Below are 14,923 nucleotides of genomic sequence, written 5' to 3' on the forward strand. Positions count from 1 at the left end.
AACATCGTTGCCGGTTAAACTCTTGAAACGATGTTTCGAAAACGTGAGACATTCTTTCCGTTTCCGCCCGACAAGTCAAGCGGTATTTGCACCGGCTCATGCACTTTCCGGTCATGCTCATTTGAGCGTTTTCCCAATAAACCAAGGGTGAACCCGTAAAATCTCATCCAATGACCGGTTCGCCCGCGAAACATGCATCTTTTGACAATAGTCCTACAATACCAACAAAATTGAAATCGAGTTTCGGAATTAGAGAGAATCCCTCGTGTCGACAACTGTAACCTCTCCCGCGTCGCGGGACCGTGAATCGTCGCCCGACGAGATCACCGCCCTCGCCCGCGGTCTCGCCGTGCTGCGCCGCATCGCGGCTGCCGACGCCCCCGTCAGCAACCGCGAACTGACCGAATTGACCGGCATCCCGAAGCCGACCGTCTCGCGCATCACCGCGACGCTCGTCAGCGCCGGCTTCCTGTTCCAGTTGCCCGACAGCGAGCGCTTCGTGCTGACCGCGTCGGTACTCGAACTCAGCCACGGCTTCCTGCGCAACTTCGACATCCGCGCGCGCTCCCGGCCGTTCATGATCGAGCTGGCCGAACGCACGTCGCTGTCCGTGCACCTCGCGGTGCGCGACCGGCTCGACATGGTCGCGATCGACGTGATCCGCCCGCGCTCGGCCGTGCTCGTCACGCGCCTCGAAATCGGCTCGCGGATGGACATCGCGCGTACCGCCGTGGGCCGCGCGTATCTCGCCGCGCTCGAGGACGACGAGCGCCGCCAGTTGCTCGAGTCGCTGCGCACCACCGCCGGCGACGACTGGCCGCACGTGTCCGCGCGTCTGACGCCCGCGCTCGACGAAGCGATGCGCGACGGCCACGCGATCGCGATCGGCGAATGGCGCGAAGGCCTGAACGCGGTCGCGGCCGGTTTCGTCGGCCCGTCGGGCCAGCGCTATTCGGTGAATTGCGGCGGCGCGTCGCACCAGTGTCCGCCCGAATGGTTGCAGGAACATGTAGTGCCCGCGCTGCAGGAATGCATCAAGAAAATCACCCGCGAAATCGGCGGCGCGCCGGCCCGGCGCGTCGAGCTGTAATCGTTTCGTCATCGCCGTGTCGCGTTGTGTAACGACCGTAACCCGTTGAAAGATAGATCGCTGGACTGTAACGGGGACGGCACGTAGGATCATGCCCATCGTCGCGCCGCATTCGCGGTGCGCACCGCTCTTTTCCCGCGTGGATCGGCGGGGCCCCGGACCGAGCCGGGCCGCCCCGTCGCGTCACCCGCACGCCCACGCGCAGCCGAGCAGCCCGATTTCCGGCCCGCCGCGCCGTCTTCCTGACAGAACACGATGGATAACGAACAAAAGCCCACGCCCCCTTCGAAAGACCCCGCACCCACCGTCGCACGGCGCCCGCGCCGCACGCTGCTGATCGGGACCGTCGCGGTCGTCGTCATCGGCGGCCTGTTGTGGTGGCACCCGTGGAACCGCACGCCGGCGGCAGGCAGTACGGCGAAAGGCGCGGGTGCCAGCGCCGCTGCGGGCAGCCACCGCGGCCGCGGCGGCCCTGCTGCGATGGCCAACGTGCCGCAGCCGGTGCAGGTCGCCACCGCGACGCAGGGCGAGATGCCGATCGTGCTGTCCGCGCTCGGCACCGTCACGCCGCTCGCGAACGTGACGGTGAAGACGCAGTTGTCGGGCTACCTGCAGTCGGTGTCGTTCCAGGAAGGCCAGATCGTCAGGAAGGGCGACGTGCTCGCCCAGATCGACCCGCGCCCGTACCAGGTCGCGCTCGAGAACGCCGAAGGCACGCATGCCCGCGACGCGGCGCTGCTCGCGACGGCCCGTCTCGACCTGAAGCGCTACCAGACGCTGCTGTCGCAGGACTCGATCGCGTCGCAAACCGTCGATACGCAGGCGTCGCTCGTCAAGCAGTACGAAGGCGCGGTGAAGACCGACCAGGCCGCGATCGATTCCGCGAAACTCAATCTCACGTATGCGCGCATCACGGCGCCGGTCTCCGGCCGCGTCGGCCTGCGCCAGGTCGACCCGGGCAACTACGTGACGCCGGGCGACGCCAACGGCCTCGTCGTGATCACGCAGTTGCAGCCGATGAGCGTGATCTTCACGACGTCGGAAGACAACCTGCCGCAAATCCTCAAGCAGGTGAACGCGGGCCAGAAGCTGTCGGTCACCGCCTACAACCGCAACAACACGGTGCCGCTCGAGACGGGCTCGCTCGCGACGTTCGACAACCAGATCGACACGAGCACCGGCACGGTCAAGTTGCGCGCGAGCTTCGATAACAAGGAAGGCATGCTGTTCCCGAATCAGTTCGTGAACACGCGGCTGCTCGTCGACGTGATGCGCAACGCGACGATCGTGCCGACCTCCGCCGTGCTGACGGGCTCGATCGGCCAGTTCGTCTACGTCGTGAAACCCGACAACACCGTGACGGTGCGCAAGGTCACGATCGGCCCGGTCGACGGCGAACGCACGAGCATCGTCAGCGGCGTCGCGCTCGGCGAGCGCGTGGTGACCGACGGCTCGGATCGCCTGCGCGAAGGCTCGAAGATCTCGATTCCGGCCGACAAGCCGAAAGGCGCGTCGGGCGCGCACGGCGCTGGTGTGGCGTCGGGCGCGGCGGGTGCCTCGGGCGCATCGGGTGCCGGCGGTCATCGCGGCGGACACAAGCTCGGCGCGTCGCAGGCAGCGACCCCCGCGGCCCAGTAACGCCCGGGCCGCTCGATGAATCCATCCCGCCTCTTCATTCTCCGGCCGGTCGGCACCGCTCTCCTGATGGCGGCGATCATGCTGGCCGGTCTCGTCGCGCTGCGGTTCCTGCCGCTCGCCGCGCTGCCCGAGGTCGACTACCCGACGATCCAGGTCCAGACCTTCTACCCGGGCGCGAGCCCGGAAGTGATGACGTCGTCGGTCACCGCGCCGCTCGAACGCCAGTTCGGGCAGATGCCGTCGCTGAACCAGATGTCGTCGCAAAGCTCGGCCGGCGCGTCGGTGATCACGCTGCAGTTCTCGCTCGACCTGCCGCTCGACATCGCCGAACAGGAAGTGCAGGCCGCGATCAACGCGGCCGGCAACCTGCTGCCGTCCGACCTGCCTGCCCCGCCGATCTACGCGAAGGTGAACCCGGCCGATGCGCCGGTGCTGACGCTCGCCGTCAAGTCGAAGACGCTGCCGCTCACGCAGGTGCAGGACCTGGCCGACACGCGCCTCGCGATGAAGATCTCGCAGATCGCCGGCGTCGGCCTCGTCAGCCTGTCCGGCGGCAACCGGCCGGCCGTGCGGATCCAGGCGAACCCGACCGCGCTCGCGAAGTACGGGATGAACCTCGACGATCTGCGCACGACGATCTCGAACCTGAACGTCAACACGCCGAAGGGCAACTTCGACGGCCCGACGCGCGCGTACACGATCAACGCGAACGATCAGCTGACGAGCGCCGACCAGTACAACAGCGCGGTCGTCGCGTACAAGAGCGGCCGCCCGGTGATGCTGACCGACGTCGCGACGGTCGTCGCCGGCTCGGAGAACACCAAGCTCGGCGCGTGGGTGAATTCGGACCCCGCGATCATCCTGAACGTGCAGCGCCAGCCGGGCGCGAACGTGATCGCGACCGTCGACGCGATCAAGGCGCAGTTGCCGAAGCTGCAGGAAACGCTGCCGGCCGCGCTCGACGTCGAGATCGTCACCGATCGCACGACGATGATCCGCGCGGCCGTGCGCGACGTGCAGTTCGAGCTGCTGCTCGCGGTCGGGCTCGTCGTGCTGGTGATGTACCTGTTCCTCGCGAACGTCTACGCGACGATCATCCCGAGCCTGTCGGTGCCGCTGTCGCTGATCGGCACGCTCGCGGTGATGTACATGGCCGGCTTCTCGCTGAACAACCTGTCGCTGATGGCACTCACCATCGCGACCGGCTTCGTCGTCGACGATGCGATCGTGATGATCGAGAACATCTCGCGCTACGTCGAGGAAGGCGAATCGGGGCTCGAGGCCGCGCTGAAGGGCTCGCGGCAGATCGGCTTCACGATCATCTCGCTGACGGTCTCGCTGATCGCGGTGCTGATCCCGCTGCTGTTCATGGGCGACGTGGTCGGCCGGCTGTTCCATGAATTCGCGATCACGCTGGCGGTGACGATCGTGATCTCGGCGATCGTGTCGCTCACGCTCGTGCCGATGATGTGCGCGAAGCTGCTGCGCCATTCGCCGCCGCCGGAGAGCCATCGCTTCGAGGCCCGCGTGCACCGGTCGATCGACTGGGTGATCGCGCGCTACGCGGTCGCGCTCGAATGGGTGCTGAACCGCCAGCGCTCGACGCTCGTCGTCGCGCTGCTGACGCTCGGGCTGACCGCCCTGCTCTACGTATATGTACCGAAGGGTTTCTTCCCCGCGCAGGACACCGGCGTGATCCAGGCGATCACGCAGGCGCCGCAGTCGATCTCGTACGGCGCGATGGCCGAACGCCAGCAGGCGCTCGCGGCCGAGATCCTGAAGGATCCGAACGTCGACAGCCTCACGTCGTTCATCGGCGTCGACGGCAGCAACATCACGCTGAACAGCGGCCGGATGCTGATCAACCTGAAGGCACGCGACCAACGCACCGAAACCGCCGCGCAGATCATCCGCGACCTGCAGCAGCGCGTCGCGAACATCACCGGCATTTCGCTGTTCATGCAGCCGGTGCAGGATCTGACGATCGACTCGACGGTCAGCCCGACGCAGTACCAGTTCATGCTGACGAGCCCGAACGCCGGCGAATTCGCGACCTGGGTGCCGAAACTCGTCGCGCGGCTGCAGCAGGAGCCGTCGCTCGCCGACGTCGCGACCGACCTGCAGAGCAACGGGCAGTCGGTGTACATCGAGATCGACCGCCCGAGCGCCGCGCGCTTCGGCATCACGCCGGCGACCGTCGACAACGCGCTGTACGACGCGTTCGGCCAGCGCATCGTGTCGACGATCTTCACGCAGTCGAACCAGTACCGCGTGATTCTCGAGTCGGAGCCGAAGGAGCAGCACTACGCGCAATCGCTGAACGACATCTACCTGCCGTCGGCCGGCGGCGGCCAGGTGCCGCTGGCGTCGATCGCGTCGTTCCACGAGCGGCCGTCGCCGCTGCTGGTCGCGCACCTGTCGCAGTTCCCGTCGACGACGATCTCGTTCAACCTCGCGCCGGGTGCGTCGCTCGGCGAAGCGGTCAAGGCGATCGAGGCCGCCGAGAAGGACATCGGCCTGCCCGGCTCGTTCCAGACGCGCTTCCAGGGCGCGGCGCTCGCGTTCCAGGCGTCGCTGTCGAATCAGCTGTTCCTGATCCTCGCGGCGGTCGTCACGATGTACATCGTGCTCGGCGTGCTGTACGAGAGCTACATCCACCCGATCACGATCCTGTCGACGCTGCCGTCGGCCGGCGTCGGCGCGCTGCTCGCGCTGATGATCACCGGGCACGACCTCGACATCATCGGGATCATCGGCATCGTGCTGCTGATCGGTATCGTGAAGAAGAACGCGATCATGATGATCGACTTCGCGCTCGAGGCCGAACGCGTCGAAGGCAAGCCGCCGCGCGAGGCGATCTACCAGGCGTGCCTGCTGCGCTTCCGGCCGATCCTGATGACGACGCTCGCCGCGCTGCTCGGCGCGGTGCCGCTGATCGTCGGCGCCGGCGCCGGCTCCGAGCTGCGCCAGCCGCTCGGGATCGCGATCGCCGGCGGCCTGATCGTGTCGCAGGTGCTGACGCTGTTCACGACGCCCGTGATCTACCTCGGCTTCGACTCGCTCGCGCGCCGCGTGCGCGGCTGGTTCGAACGCCGCGGCCCCGATGCCGGCACGCGCACGGATGCGTAAATGAAACGACCCCCACGCTCACTTCGTTCGCTGCCCCCCAAGGGGGCGGTCGGCACCCTTGGGGCGGCCCAGCGAGTGCCGACATGAACCTGTCGCGCCCCTTCATCACCCGCCCCGTCGCGACGACGCTGCTCGCGCTCGGGGTCGCGCTCGCGGGCCTGTTCGCGTTCATCAAGCTGCCGGTGTCGCCGCTGCCGCAGGTCGACTTCCCGACGATCTCGGTGCAGGCGTCGCTGCCGGGCGCGAGCCCGGAAACGGTCGCGACCAGCGTGACGAGCCCGCTCGAACGGCACCTCGGATCGATCGCGGACGTCTCCGAAATGACGTCGACGAGCACGGTCGGCAACGCGCGGATCATCCTGCAGTTCGGCCTGAACCGCGACATCGACGGCGCCGCGCGCGACGTGCAGGCCGCGATCAACGCGGCGCGCGCCGACCTGCCCGCCGCGCTGAAGAGCAATCCGACCTACCGCAAGGTCAACCCGGCCGATTCGCCGATCATGGTCGTGTCGCTGACCTCGGAGACGGCGTCGCCGGCGAAGGTGTACGACTCCGCGTCGACGGTGCTGCAGCAGTCGCTGTCGCAGATCGACGGAATCGGCCAGGTCACCGTGAGCGGCTCCGCGAACCCGGCCGTGCGCGTCGAGCTCGAACCGCAGTCGCTGTTCCACTACGGGATCGGCCTCGAGGACGTGCGCGCGGCGCTGGCCTCCGCGAATGCCAACGCGCCGAAGGGCGCGATCGAGTTCGGCCCGCAGCGCTTCCAGCTCTATACGAACGACCAGGCGTCCCAGGCGTCGCAATACCGCGACCTCGTCGTCGCCTACCGCAACGGCTCGGCCGTGCGGCTGTCCGATCTGTCCGACGTCGTCGATTCGGTCGAGGACCTGCGCAACCTCGGCCTGTCGAACGGCAAGCGCGCGGTGCTCGTGATCCTCTATCGCTCGCCCGGCGCGAACATCATCGAGACGCTCGATCGCGTACGCGCGGCGCTGCCGCAGCTCACCGCGTCGCTGCCGGCCGACATCACGGTCACGCCGGTGCTCGACCGCTCGACCACCATCCGCGCGTCGCTGAAGGACACCGAACACACGCTGCTGATCGCGATCAGCCTCGTCGTGATGGTCGTGTTCCTGTTCCTGCGCAACTGGCGCGCGACGCTGATCCCGAGCGTCGCGGTGCCGATCTCGATCATCGGCACGTTCGGTGCGATGTACCTGCTCGGCTTCTCGATCGACAACCTGTCGCTGATGGCGCTGATCGTCGCGACGGGCTTCGTCGTCGACGACGCGATCGTCGTGCTCGAGAACATCTCGCGGCACATCGAGAACGGCAAGTCGCGGATGCAGGCCGCGTTCGACGGCGCGCGCGAAGTCGGCTTCACGGTGCTGTCGATGAGCATCTCGCTCGTCGCGGTATTCCTGCCGATCCTGCTGATGGGCGGGATCGTCGGGCGCCTGTTCCGCGAGTTCGCGCTGACGCTGTCGCTCGCGATCGCCGTGTCGCTCGCGGTGTCGCTCACGGTCACGCCGATGATGTGCGCGCGCCTGCTGCCCGACAAGCACGACCCGCACGACGAGGGCCGCTTCGGGCGCTTCCTCGAACGAGGCTTCGCGCGCATGCAGCGCGGCTACGAGCGCTCGCTGTCGTGGGCGCTGCGCCGGCCGCTGCTGATCCTGCTGACGCTGTTCGCGACGATTGCGCTGAACGTCTACCTGTACGTCGTCGTGCCGAAGGGCTTCTTCCCGCAGCAGGACACCGGGCTGATGATCGGCGGCATTCGGGCCGACCAGTCCACGTCGTTCCAGGCGATGAAGCTGAAGTTCTCCGAGATGATGCGGATCGTGCAGGCCAATCCCAACGTGAAGAGCGTCGCGGGCTTCACCGGCGGCACGCAGACCAACTCCGGCTTCATGTTCGTCACGCTGAAGGACCGCACCGAACGCAAGCTGTCGGCCGACCAGGTGATCCAGCAGCTGCGCCCGCGGCTGGCGGACGTGGCAGGCGCGACCACGTTCCTGCAGGCAGCGCAGGACATTCGCGTGGGCGGCCGGCAGAGCAACGCGCAGTACCAGTTCACGCTGCTCGGCGATTCGAGCGCCGACCTGTACAAGTGGGGGCCGATCCTGACCGAGGCGCTGCAGAAGCGTTCCGAGCTGACCGACGTGAACTCCGACCAGCAGCAAGGCGGCATGGAGGCCATGGTGACGATCGACCGCGCGACGGCCGCGCGGTTCGGCATCAAACCCGCGCAGATCGACAACACGCTGTACGACGCGTTCGGTCAGCGCCAGGTCTCGACGATCTACAACCCGCTGAACCAGTACCACGTCGTGATGGAAGTCGCGCCGAAGTACTGGCAGAGCCCGGAGATGCTGAACCAGGTGTGGATCAGCACGTCCGGCGGCAGCGCGAACGGATCGCAGACCACCAACGCGGCCGCCGGCACCTTCGTCGCGACCGCGGCCGGCACGTCGAGCGCCGGCACGGCCACGCAGAGCGCCGCGGCGATCGCGTCCGATTCCGCGCGCAACCAGGCGCTCAACTCGATCGCGGCGAGCGGCAAGTCGAGCGCGTCGTCGGGCGCGTCGGTGTCGACGTCGAAGTCGACGATGATCCCGCTGTCGGCGGTCGCGACGTTCGGGCCGAGCACGACGCCGCTGTCGGTCAACCACCAGGGGCTGTTCGTCGCGACGACGATCTCGTTCAACCTGCCGCCGGGCGTGTCGCTGTCGCAGGCGACGCAGGTGATCTATCAGACGATGGCGCAGATCGGGGTCCCGCCGACGATCGTCGGCAGCTTCCAGGGCACCGCGCAGGCGTTCCAGCAGTCGATGAACGATCAGCCGATCCTGATCCTCGCGGCGCTCCTGGCCGTCTACATCGTGCTCGGGATCCTGTACGAGAGCTACATCCACCCGATCACGATCCTGTCGACGCTGCCGTCGGCCGGTGTCGGCGCGCTGCTCGCGCTGCTGCTGTTCAAGACCGAGTTCAGCATCATCGCGCTGATCGGCGTGATCCTGCTGATCGGCATCGTGAAGAAGAACGCGATCATGATGGTCGACTTCGCGATCGACCAGACGCGCAACAACGGGAAGTCGTCGTTCGACGCGATCCACGAGGCGTGCCTGCTGCGCTTCCGGCCGATCATGATGACGACGATGGCGGCGCTGCTCGGCGCGCTGCCGCTCGCGTTCGGCAGCGGCGACGGCGCCGAGCTGCGCGCGCCGCTCGGGATCGCGATCGCCGGCGGCCTGATCGTGTCGCAGGTGCTGACGCTCTATACGACGCCGGTCGTCTACCTGTACATGGACCGGCTGCGCGTGTGGACCGAGAAGCGCCGCAACCGCCGCGGCAATACCGGCGGGCCGGCGGTCGCCGGCGAGTGATGGCAGCGGCCGCCGGTCAGGCGGCCGCTTTCCTTCCGCGCTTGAACACCGGCGGCAATCGGCTATCGTGAGTCCATGCCCACCGCCGTGCCCTTCCCGGGGACACACCATGAACGTCCAGCTCAACCACACGATCGTCTGGTGTCGAGACAAGCGCGCATCGAGCCGCTTCCTCACCGAACTTCTGGAACTCCCGCCGCCGACGCCGTTCGGCGCGATGCTGGTCGTCGCGCTCGACAACGGCGTGTCGCTCGATTTTTACGAAAAGGCGGGGGAGATCACGGCGCAGCATTACGCGTTCCTGACCGACGAAGCCGGCTTCGATCGCGTGTACGCGCGCATTCGGGAGCGCCGGCTGCCGCACTGGGCCGATCCGGCGAAGCGGCAAGCCGACGATATCTACCGCCACAACGGCGGACGCGGCGTGTACTTCGACGATCCGGACGGTCACTTCCTCGAAGTGATGACGCAGCCGTACGTGCTGAACGGCTAGCGTGGCAGGCCGGCCGGCGTTGCGCCGGCCGGTACCGCGCAGCGCGGGTGCCGACCTGTTTCGGACGACACCCGGCCGGCTGCCGTGACTCGTTACTCGGCGGCAGCCGTCGTCTTGCGCGGACGACGCGCGCGCGGTGCCGCCTTGCGGGCCGGCTTCTTCGGCTTGGCGGCGGCCGGTGCTTCGGCAGCCCCCTCGGAAGTCGCTTCGACCGGCGTCACGTCGTGCGACGGCTGCGCGGCCTCGTCCCGAGCGCCGGAAGCACGACGCGCCGGCTCGGCGGGCGCCGCTGCCGCGTGCCGCTCGTCATGCGCCGCGTCGCGATGCGATTCGTCCGCATGCTGGTCGTGCGCGTGCGCATCGCCGCCATGCGTCGCGTCGCCCTGCGCGGCGGCGTCCGGCTTGCCGGCCGCGTGGCGACCGGTGCCCTTCGCGGCCGCGCCCTTCTTCGCGCCGGTCTTCTTTGCCGCGCTCTTGCGCGCACGCTTGCGGCCATCCTTCGCGTCACCATGCGCGTCGGCCACGTCGGGCGTGTCGTGTGTTTCGCGTGTTTCGCGTGTTTCGGCCGGCGCCGCGTCGGCGACCTCGGCAACCTCGGCGAACTCCGCGTCTTCCACGTCGACCTGCACGCTTTCGTGAACGACCGCTTCCGCCCGCTGCCCGCGACGGCGCGCGCCGCGGCCGGCCGGCGCCGACTCCGCCGCGCGCGTGCCGTGATGGGCGCCGTGGTACGCCGCGCCGCCCTCACCGCCCGTCGCGGCGTGCTCGGCGGCACTCGGCTGGAACTGGCGGGAACGCGACACGAACGCACCCGATTTGTCGTCGCGCCCCACTTCGAGCAGGCCGCGCGCCTGCGCCTCGTCGAGCAGGTTGCCGAACGCGCGGAATCCGTAGTACGACTCGTTGAAGTCCGGCTTGCGGCGCTTGATCGCGCTCTTGAGCACCGACGCCCAGATCTTGCCGACGTCGTCGCGCTCCGACGCGAGCGCGTCGAACGTCTCGACCGCCAGCGCGATCGCCTCCGCCTTGCGCGCGTCCATGTCGTGCTTGCGCGACGGCTCGTCGGGCCGCTTCGCGCCGCCGTTGCTCGCGCGCTGCTGCTGTTCGCGCTTAGCGAGCGCACGCTGCTGCTCGCGCACCAGATCGTCGTAGAAGATGAATTCGTCGCAGTTCGCGACCAGCAGATCCGACGTCGAATTCTTCACGCCGACGCCGATCACCTTCTTCGCGTTCTCGCGCAGCTTCGACACGAGCGGCGAAAAATCCGAATCGCCGCTGATGATCACGAACGTATCGACGTGCGACTTCGTGTAGCAGAGGTCGAGCGCGTCCACGACGAGCCGGATGTCGGCCGAATTCTTGCCCGACTGGCGCACGTGCGGAATCTCGATCAGCTCGAAGCTGGCTTCGTGCATCGACGCCTTGAAGCCCTTGTAGCGATCCCAGTCGCAATAAGCCTTCTTCACGACGATGCTGCCTTTCAGCAGCAGCCGCTCCAGCACGGGCTTGATGTCGAATTTCTCGTACTTCGCGTCGCGCACGCCGAGCGCGACGTTCTCGAAGTCGCAGAACACGGCCATGCTCACATTGTCCAGGGGTAATGCCATGTGTACTCCAACCAGTGGGCCGCCGCGTTATGCACACGTAGCGGCGAAAAATGCATCGCGCACATGATAGCCGGTCGGCGCGTCATTCCCGCATCCGTGTGAATGAATGCACGCCGCTACCCGTGCCGGTACGCCTGAAACCAGTACGCCCGCGCCGGTACGCCCGCGCCGGTATGCCCCTTATTACGCGCCCGCCGCCGGGTCAATTCGACATTACACTTGAGTTATCGATCGTCCGTCCCTATCTGGATGGATGACGCATCGAGCAAGGAGCGGTTTCATGACGACGAAGGTACTGCTGATTGGCGCGACCGGCCGGACGGGCCAGGCCTGCGCGGATCTGCTGCTCAAGCAGCCGGAGTTCGAGGTCACGGCGCTCGTGCGCCGGCACGGCTATGCGCTGGCAGGCGCACGGGTCGTCGAGGCCGATCTGACGAACGATTTCTCGCACGCATTCCAGGGCATCACGCACGTGATCTACGCGGCAGGCTCGGCCGAATCGGAGGGCGCGACCGAAGAGGAACAGGTCGATCGCGACGCGGTCGCCCGCGCGGCCGACTATGCACTCGCCTACAACGCGCAGAAGCTCGTGGTGGTCAGCTCGCTGTCCGCGTACCGGCCCGAGCACGGGCCGGACGCGCTGCACCACTATTCGCAGATGAAGCGCGAAGGCGACGATCGCGTGATCGCGTCGGGCGTCGACTACGTGATCCTGCGCCCGGGCCCGCTCACGGACGACCCGGGCGTCGGCAAGATCGCGCTGACCGACACATGGCTCGAACCCGCTCCGCCCGTCTCGCGCCAGGACGTAGCATGGGCCGCGATCGAGGCGATCAAGCTCGGCATCTCGCGCAAGGTCGTCGGCTTCGTCGGCGGCAGCGTGCCGATCGAACAGGCGCTGCGCGCGTAACGGGCAGTCGTGCGCCGGCAGGCGGCGCATGCCCGTCCCTACGGCCCGCACGACGGGCCGTTCTCACGTGAGGGGCCGCCGCTTACTGCTTCGGATGCGCGTCGGCCCACGCCTTCACGGCGGCGAGCGTGTTCTCGACGTGCTTGTCGGGCGACAGGCTCGTGTATTCGTAGAGAATCTTCCCTTCCGGCGAAATCACGTAGGACACGCGGTTCGCGCGGTCGAGCGCCGGCAGCTTCGCGTCGTATTCGCGGATGATCTTCGCGTCCGGGTCGGCCGCCACCGGGAACTTGCTCCGGCACTCGCTCACCGAGAACTTCGTCAGCGTGTCGATGTTGTCGGCCGATACGCCGATCACCGTCGCGCCGTAAGCCTTGTAACGGTCGACCGCGTCCGCGAACGCATGCGCCTCGATCGTGCAGCCCTTCGTGAACGCCGCCGGATAGAAATACAGCACGACCGGCCCCTGCTTCAGTGCGTCCGCGAGCGAGTACGTGTAAGTCTTGCCGCCCAGCGACGCCTGCGTCGTGAAATCGGGCGCCGCGGCGCCCGGCTTCAGTTCCGCCTGCGCCAGCAGCGCATGACCGGCCACCAGCGCCGCCATGGCGCCCAGCAACAGTTTTCGCTTCATCTGCGTCCTCATTTCTTATAAAGTCAGCCCGATGTGGGCCACGTGGGGCGTTCGCCTGCCGAACACCCGCGTCGATGATCCGGACCCGCGGCAGCGCCGCCCGCGGCCGGCCCGTTAAAGATTCCGCACAGTCTGCCGTTATTCCTTCCGGACAACCGGTTCCAGCCCTTCACGTCAGCGAGAAACATGGAAGCCAACAGGAAACAGACGTCACGCAAGGGCTCCTGGCGCAGCGCCTTGCATACGCTGCGCCGCTTCGCCCGGTCGGGTGGCGCGCTGATGCCCGCGCGCGCCGTCGCGCCGCGCCGCGACGATTCCGTGCGCAACTGGCTGGAACAGACGGTCGGCACGGTGGATTTCCTCGCCCATGTCGACCGCGAACTGCGCTTTCTGTACGTGTCCGACGCCAGCCTGCGCTTCATCGGCTACCACCGCGACTACCTGCATACGCTGACGCTGCGCGACCTGATCGCCGAACAGGATACCCCGGCGCTCGAAGGCCTGCTCGCCCGCGCCGCGCGTTCCGGCCAGGTCGAGAAGGCGACGATGTGCATCGTCAAGTCGCTCACCTACCCGCTGGACGTCGAGGTCCGCGCGTTCAAGAGCCGCCACCACGGCGTCGACGGCTTCGCGATCGCGGCGTTCGACGTGTCGTCGTGGCGCGCGCTCGAGGCACGCCTGACGTACGAAATGCATCACGACCCGATGACGGGGCTCGACAACCTGTCCGCGCTCGTGCCGGCGCTGATGCGCGCGCAGCAGACCGCCGACGAGGACGGCACCTGCGCGGCGCTGCTGCTGCTCGACCTCGACGACTACCAGCGGATCAACCGTGCGCTCGGCTACGACGCGGGCGACCTGCTGCTGCGCGAGACCGCGCAGCGGCTGAAGGCGCTCGTCACGCCGAACGAGCAGCTCGCGCGCGTCGCGAGCGACAAGTTCGCGGTCGTGCTGAGCGCACCGGACCGCCCGCAGGCGAGCCACGCCGCCGATGCGCTCGCGCGCCGGCTGCAGGCCGCGGTGCGCGAGCCCTACGTGTTCCAGGGGCAGACCGTGCACCTGTCCGCGAGCATCGGCATCGCGCTCTATCCCGACGAACGTGCCGCGCCGCATCGGGCGCAGCATCACAGCCCGCTGCTGCGCCGCGCCGACCACGCGCTCGCGCAGGCGAAGGCATCGGGCGGCAACGCACTCGCGTTCCATGCGCCCGTCGACGATCCGGCCGACGCCGAACGGCTCAAGCTCGAAGCCGACCTGTACGACGGCGTGCGCAACGGCGAGTTTTCGCTGCATTTCCAGCCGATCACGCGCAGCCAGTCGGGCGCGGTGGTCGGCGTCGAGGCGCTGATCCGCTGGCGCCATCCGGTGCACGGCCTCGTGCCGCCGGCCACCTTCATCCCGCTCGCCGAATCCATCGGCCTGATCAACTACCTCGGCAACTGGGTGCTCAAGGCCGCGTGCATGCAGCTCGTCGCGTGGGACGGCCAGGGGCTCGCGCTGCAATACGTGGCGGTCAACGTGTCGCCGCAGCAGTTCCGCGACCCGCGCTTCACGCAGAGCGTGCGCGAGGCGATCGCGCTGACCGGCATCGACCCGCGCCGTATCGTGCTCGAAATCACCGAAAGCCTGCTGATGCACGATCCCGCGCACGCGAAAATGCTGCTCGAGGAGCTGACCGGCCTCGGCATCCGCTTCGCGATAGATGATTTCGGCACCGGCTATTCGAGCCTCGCCTATCTGCAGCGCTTCCCGCTCGCGAAGCTGAAGATCGACCGCAGTTTCGTCGAGAACCTGCTGACGTCGCGCAACGACCGCGCGATCGTGTCGGCAGTGGTCGGCCTCGCGCAAACGCTGGATCTCGAGCTTGTCGCCGAAGGCGTCGAGACCGAGGCGCAGCGCGCGCTGCTGACGGAAATGGGCTGCAATCACATCCAGGGCTGGCTCGTCTGCCAGGCGCTGCCGTCCGAGGAGCTCGCGCGGCGCTTCGAGGCGCAGCAACTGCACCTGCACGCCGCCGCCTGACGCGCGCGGCG

Annotated in this window: 9 protein-coding genes; 7 read left to right on the forward strand and 2 right to left on the reverse strand. The window is 67.7% G+C overall.

Features of this window, described 5'->3' with window-relative positions; genetic code table 11:
- Window positions 1–265: 265 nt before the first annotated feature.
- The 5 genes from HWX09_RS03470 to HWX09_RS03490 all read left to right on the forward strand — a co-directional run bounded on the left by HWX09_RS03470 (window position 266) and on the right by HWX09_RS03490 (window position 9,742).
- Window positions 266–1,090, forward strand: coding sequence for an IclR family transcriptional regulator (locus HWX09_RS03470; RefSeq protein ID WP_027783997.1), 825 nt, complete (start codon window positions 266–268; stop codon window positions 1,088–1,090).
- A gap of 255 nt (window positions 1,091–1,345) precedes the next feature.
- Window positions 1,346–2,728: an MdtA/MuxA family multidrug efflux RND transporter periplasmic adaptor subunit gene (locus HWX09_RS03475; RefSeq protein WP_027783996.1), complete on the forward strand. Its 1,383-nt coding sequence runs from the start codon at window positions 1,346–1,348 to the stop codon at window positions 2,726–2,728.
- A gap of 15 nt (window positions 2,729–2,743) precedes the next feature.
- Window positions 2,744–5,857 (forward strand): MdtB/MuxB family multidrug efflux RND transporter permease subunit, encoded by a 3,114-nt coding sequence (locus HWX09_RS03480; RefSeq protein ID WP_027783995.1) that lies wholly within the window; start codon window positions 2,744–2,746, stop codon window positions 5,855–5,857.
- Window positions 5,858–5,940: 83 nt separating this feature from the next.
- The gene (locus tag HWX09_RS03485) at window positions 5,941–9,249 is read left to right on the forward strand and encodes an efflux RND transporter permease subunit (RefSeq protein WP_027783994.1); all 3,309 of its coding nucleotides are present in this window, start codon (window positions 5,941–5,943) and stop codon (window positions 9,247–9,249) included.
- Between the two features lie 109 nt (window positions 9,250–9,358).
- Window positions 9,359–9,742 carry a VOC family protein gene (locus HWX09_RS03490; RefSeq protein ID WP_027783993.1) on the forward strand — a complete coding sequence of 128 codons (384 nt, stop codon included), beginning with the start codon at window positions 9,359–9,361 and terminating at the stop codon, window positions 9,740–9,742.
- A gap of 92 nt (window positions 9,743–9,834) precedes the next feature.
- On the opposite strand, the gene HWX09_RS03495 is transcribed toward HWX09_RS03490, so the two are convergent.
- Window positions 9,835–11,349 (reverse strand): NYN domain-containing protein, encoded by a 1,515-nt coding sequence (locus HWX09_RS03495; RefSeq protein ID WP_027783992.1) that lies wholly within the window; start codon window positions 11,347–11,349, stop codon window positions 9,835–9,837.
- 280 nt (window positions 11,350–11,629) lie between these two features.
- On the opposite strand from HWX09_RS03495, the gene HWX09_RS03500 reads away from it, so the two are divergent.
- On the forward strand, window positions 11,630–12,259 hold the full coding sequence (locus HWX09_RS03500) for an SDR family oxidoreductase (RefSeq protein ID WP_027783991.1): 630 nt from the start codon (window positions 11,630–11,632) through the stop codon (window positions 12,257–12,259).
- Between the two features lie 82 nt (window positions 12,260–12,341).
- Here HWX09_RS03500 and HWX09_RS03505 read toward each other — a convergent pair whose 3' ends face one another.
- Window positions 12,342–12,890, reverse strand: a complete 549-nt coding sequence (locus tag HWX09_RS03505) for a peroxiredoxin (RefSeq protein WP_027783990.1) — start codon at window positions 12,888–12,890, stop codon at window positions 12,342–12,344.
- Window positions 12,891–13,169: 279 nt separating this feature from the next.
- Here HWX09_RS03505 and cdpA point away from each other — a divergent pair, with 279 nt between their 5' ends.
- Window positions 13,170–14,912, forward strand: a complete 1,743-nt coding sequence (gene cdpA, locus HWX09_RS03510) for a cyclic di-GMP phosphodiesterase CdpA (RefSeq protein ID WP_193727275.1) — start codon at window positions 13,170–13,172, stop codon at window positions 14,910–14,912.
- Window positions 14,913–14,923: the final 11 nt, after the last annotated feature.

The sequence above is a fragment of the Burkholderia sp. BCC1208 genome (genome assembly GCF_902833095.1).
Taxonomy (GTDB): domain Bacteria; phylum Pseudomonadota; class Gammaproteobacteria; order Burkholderiales; family Burkholderiaceae; genus Burkholderia.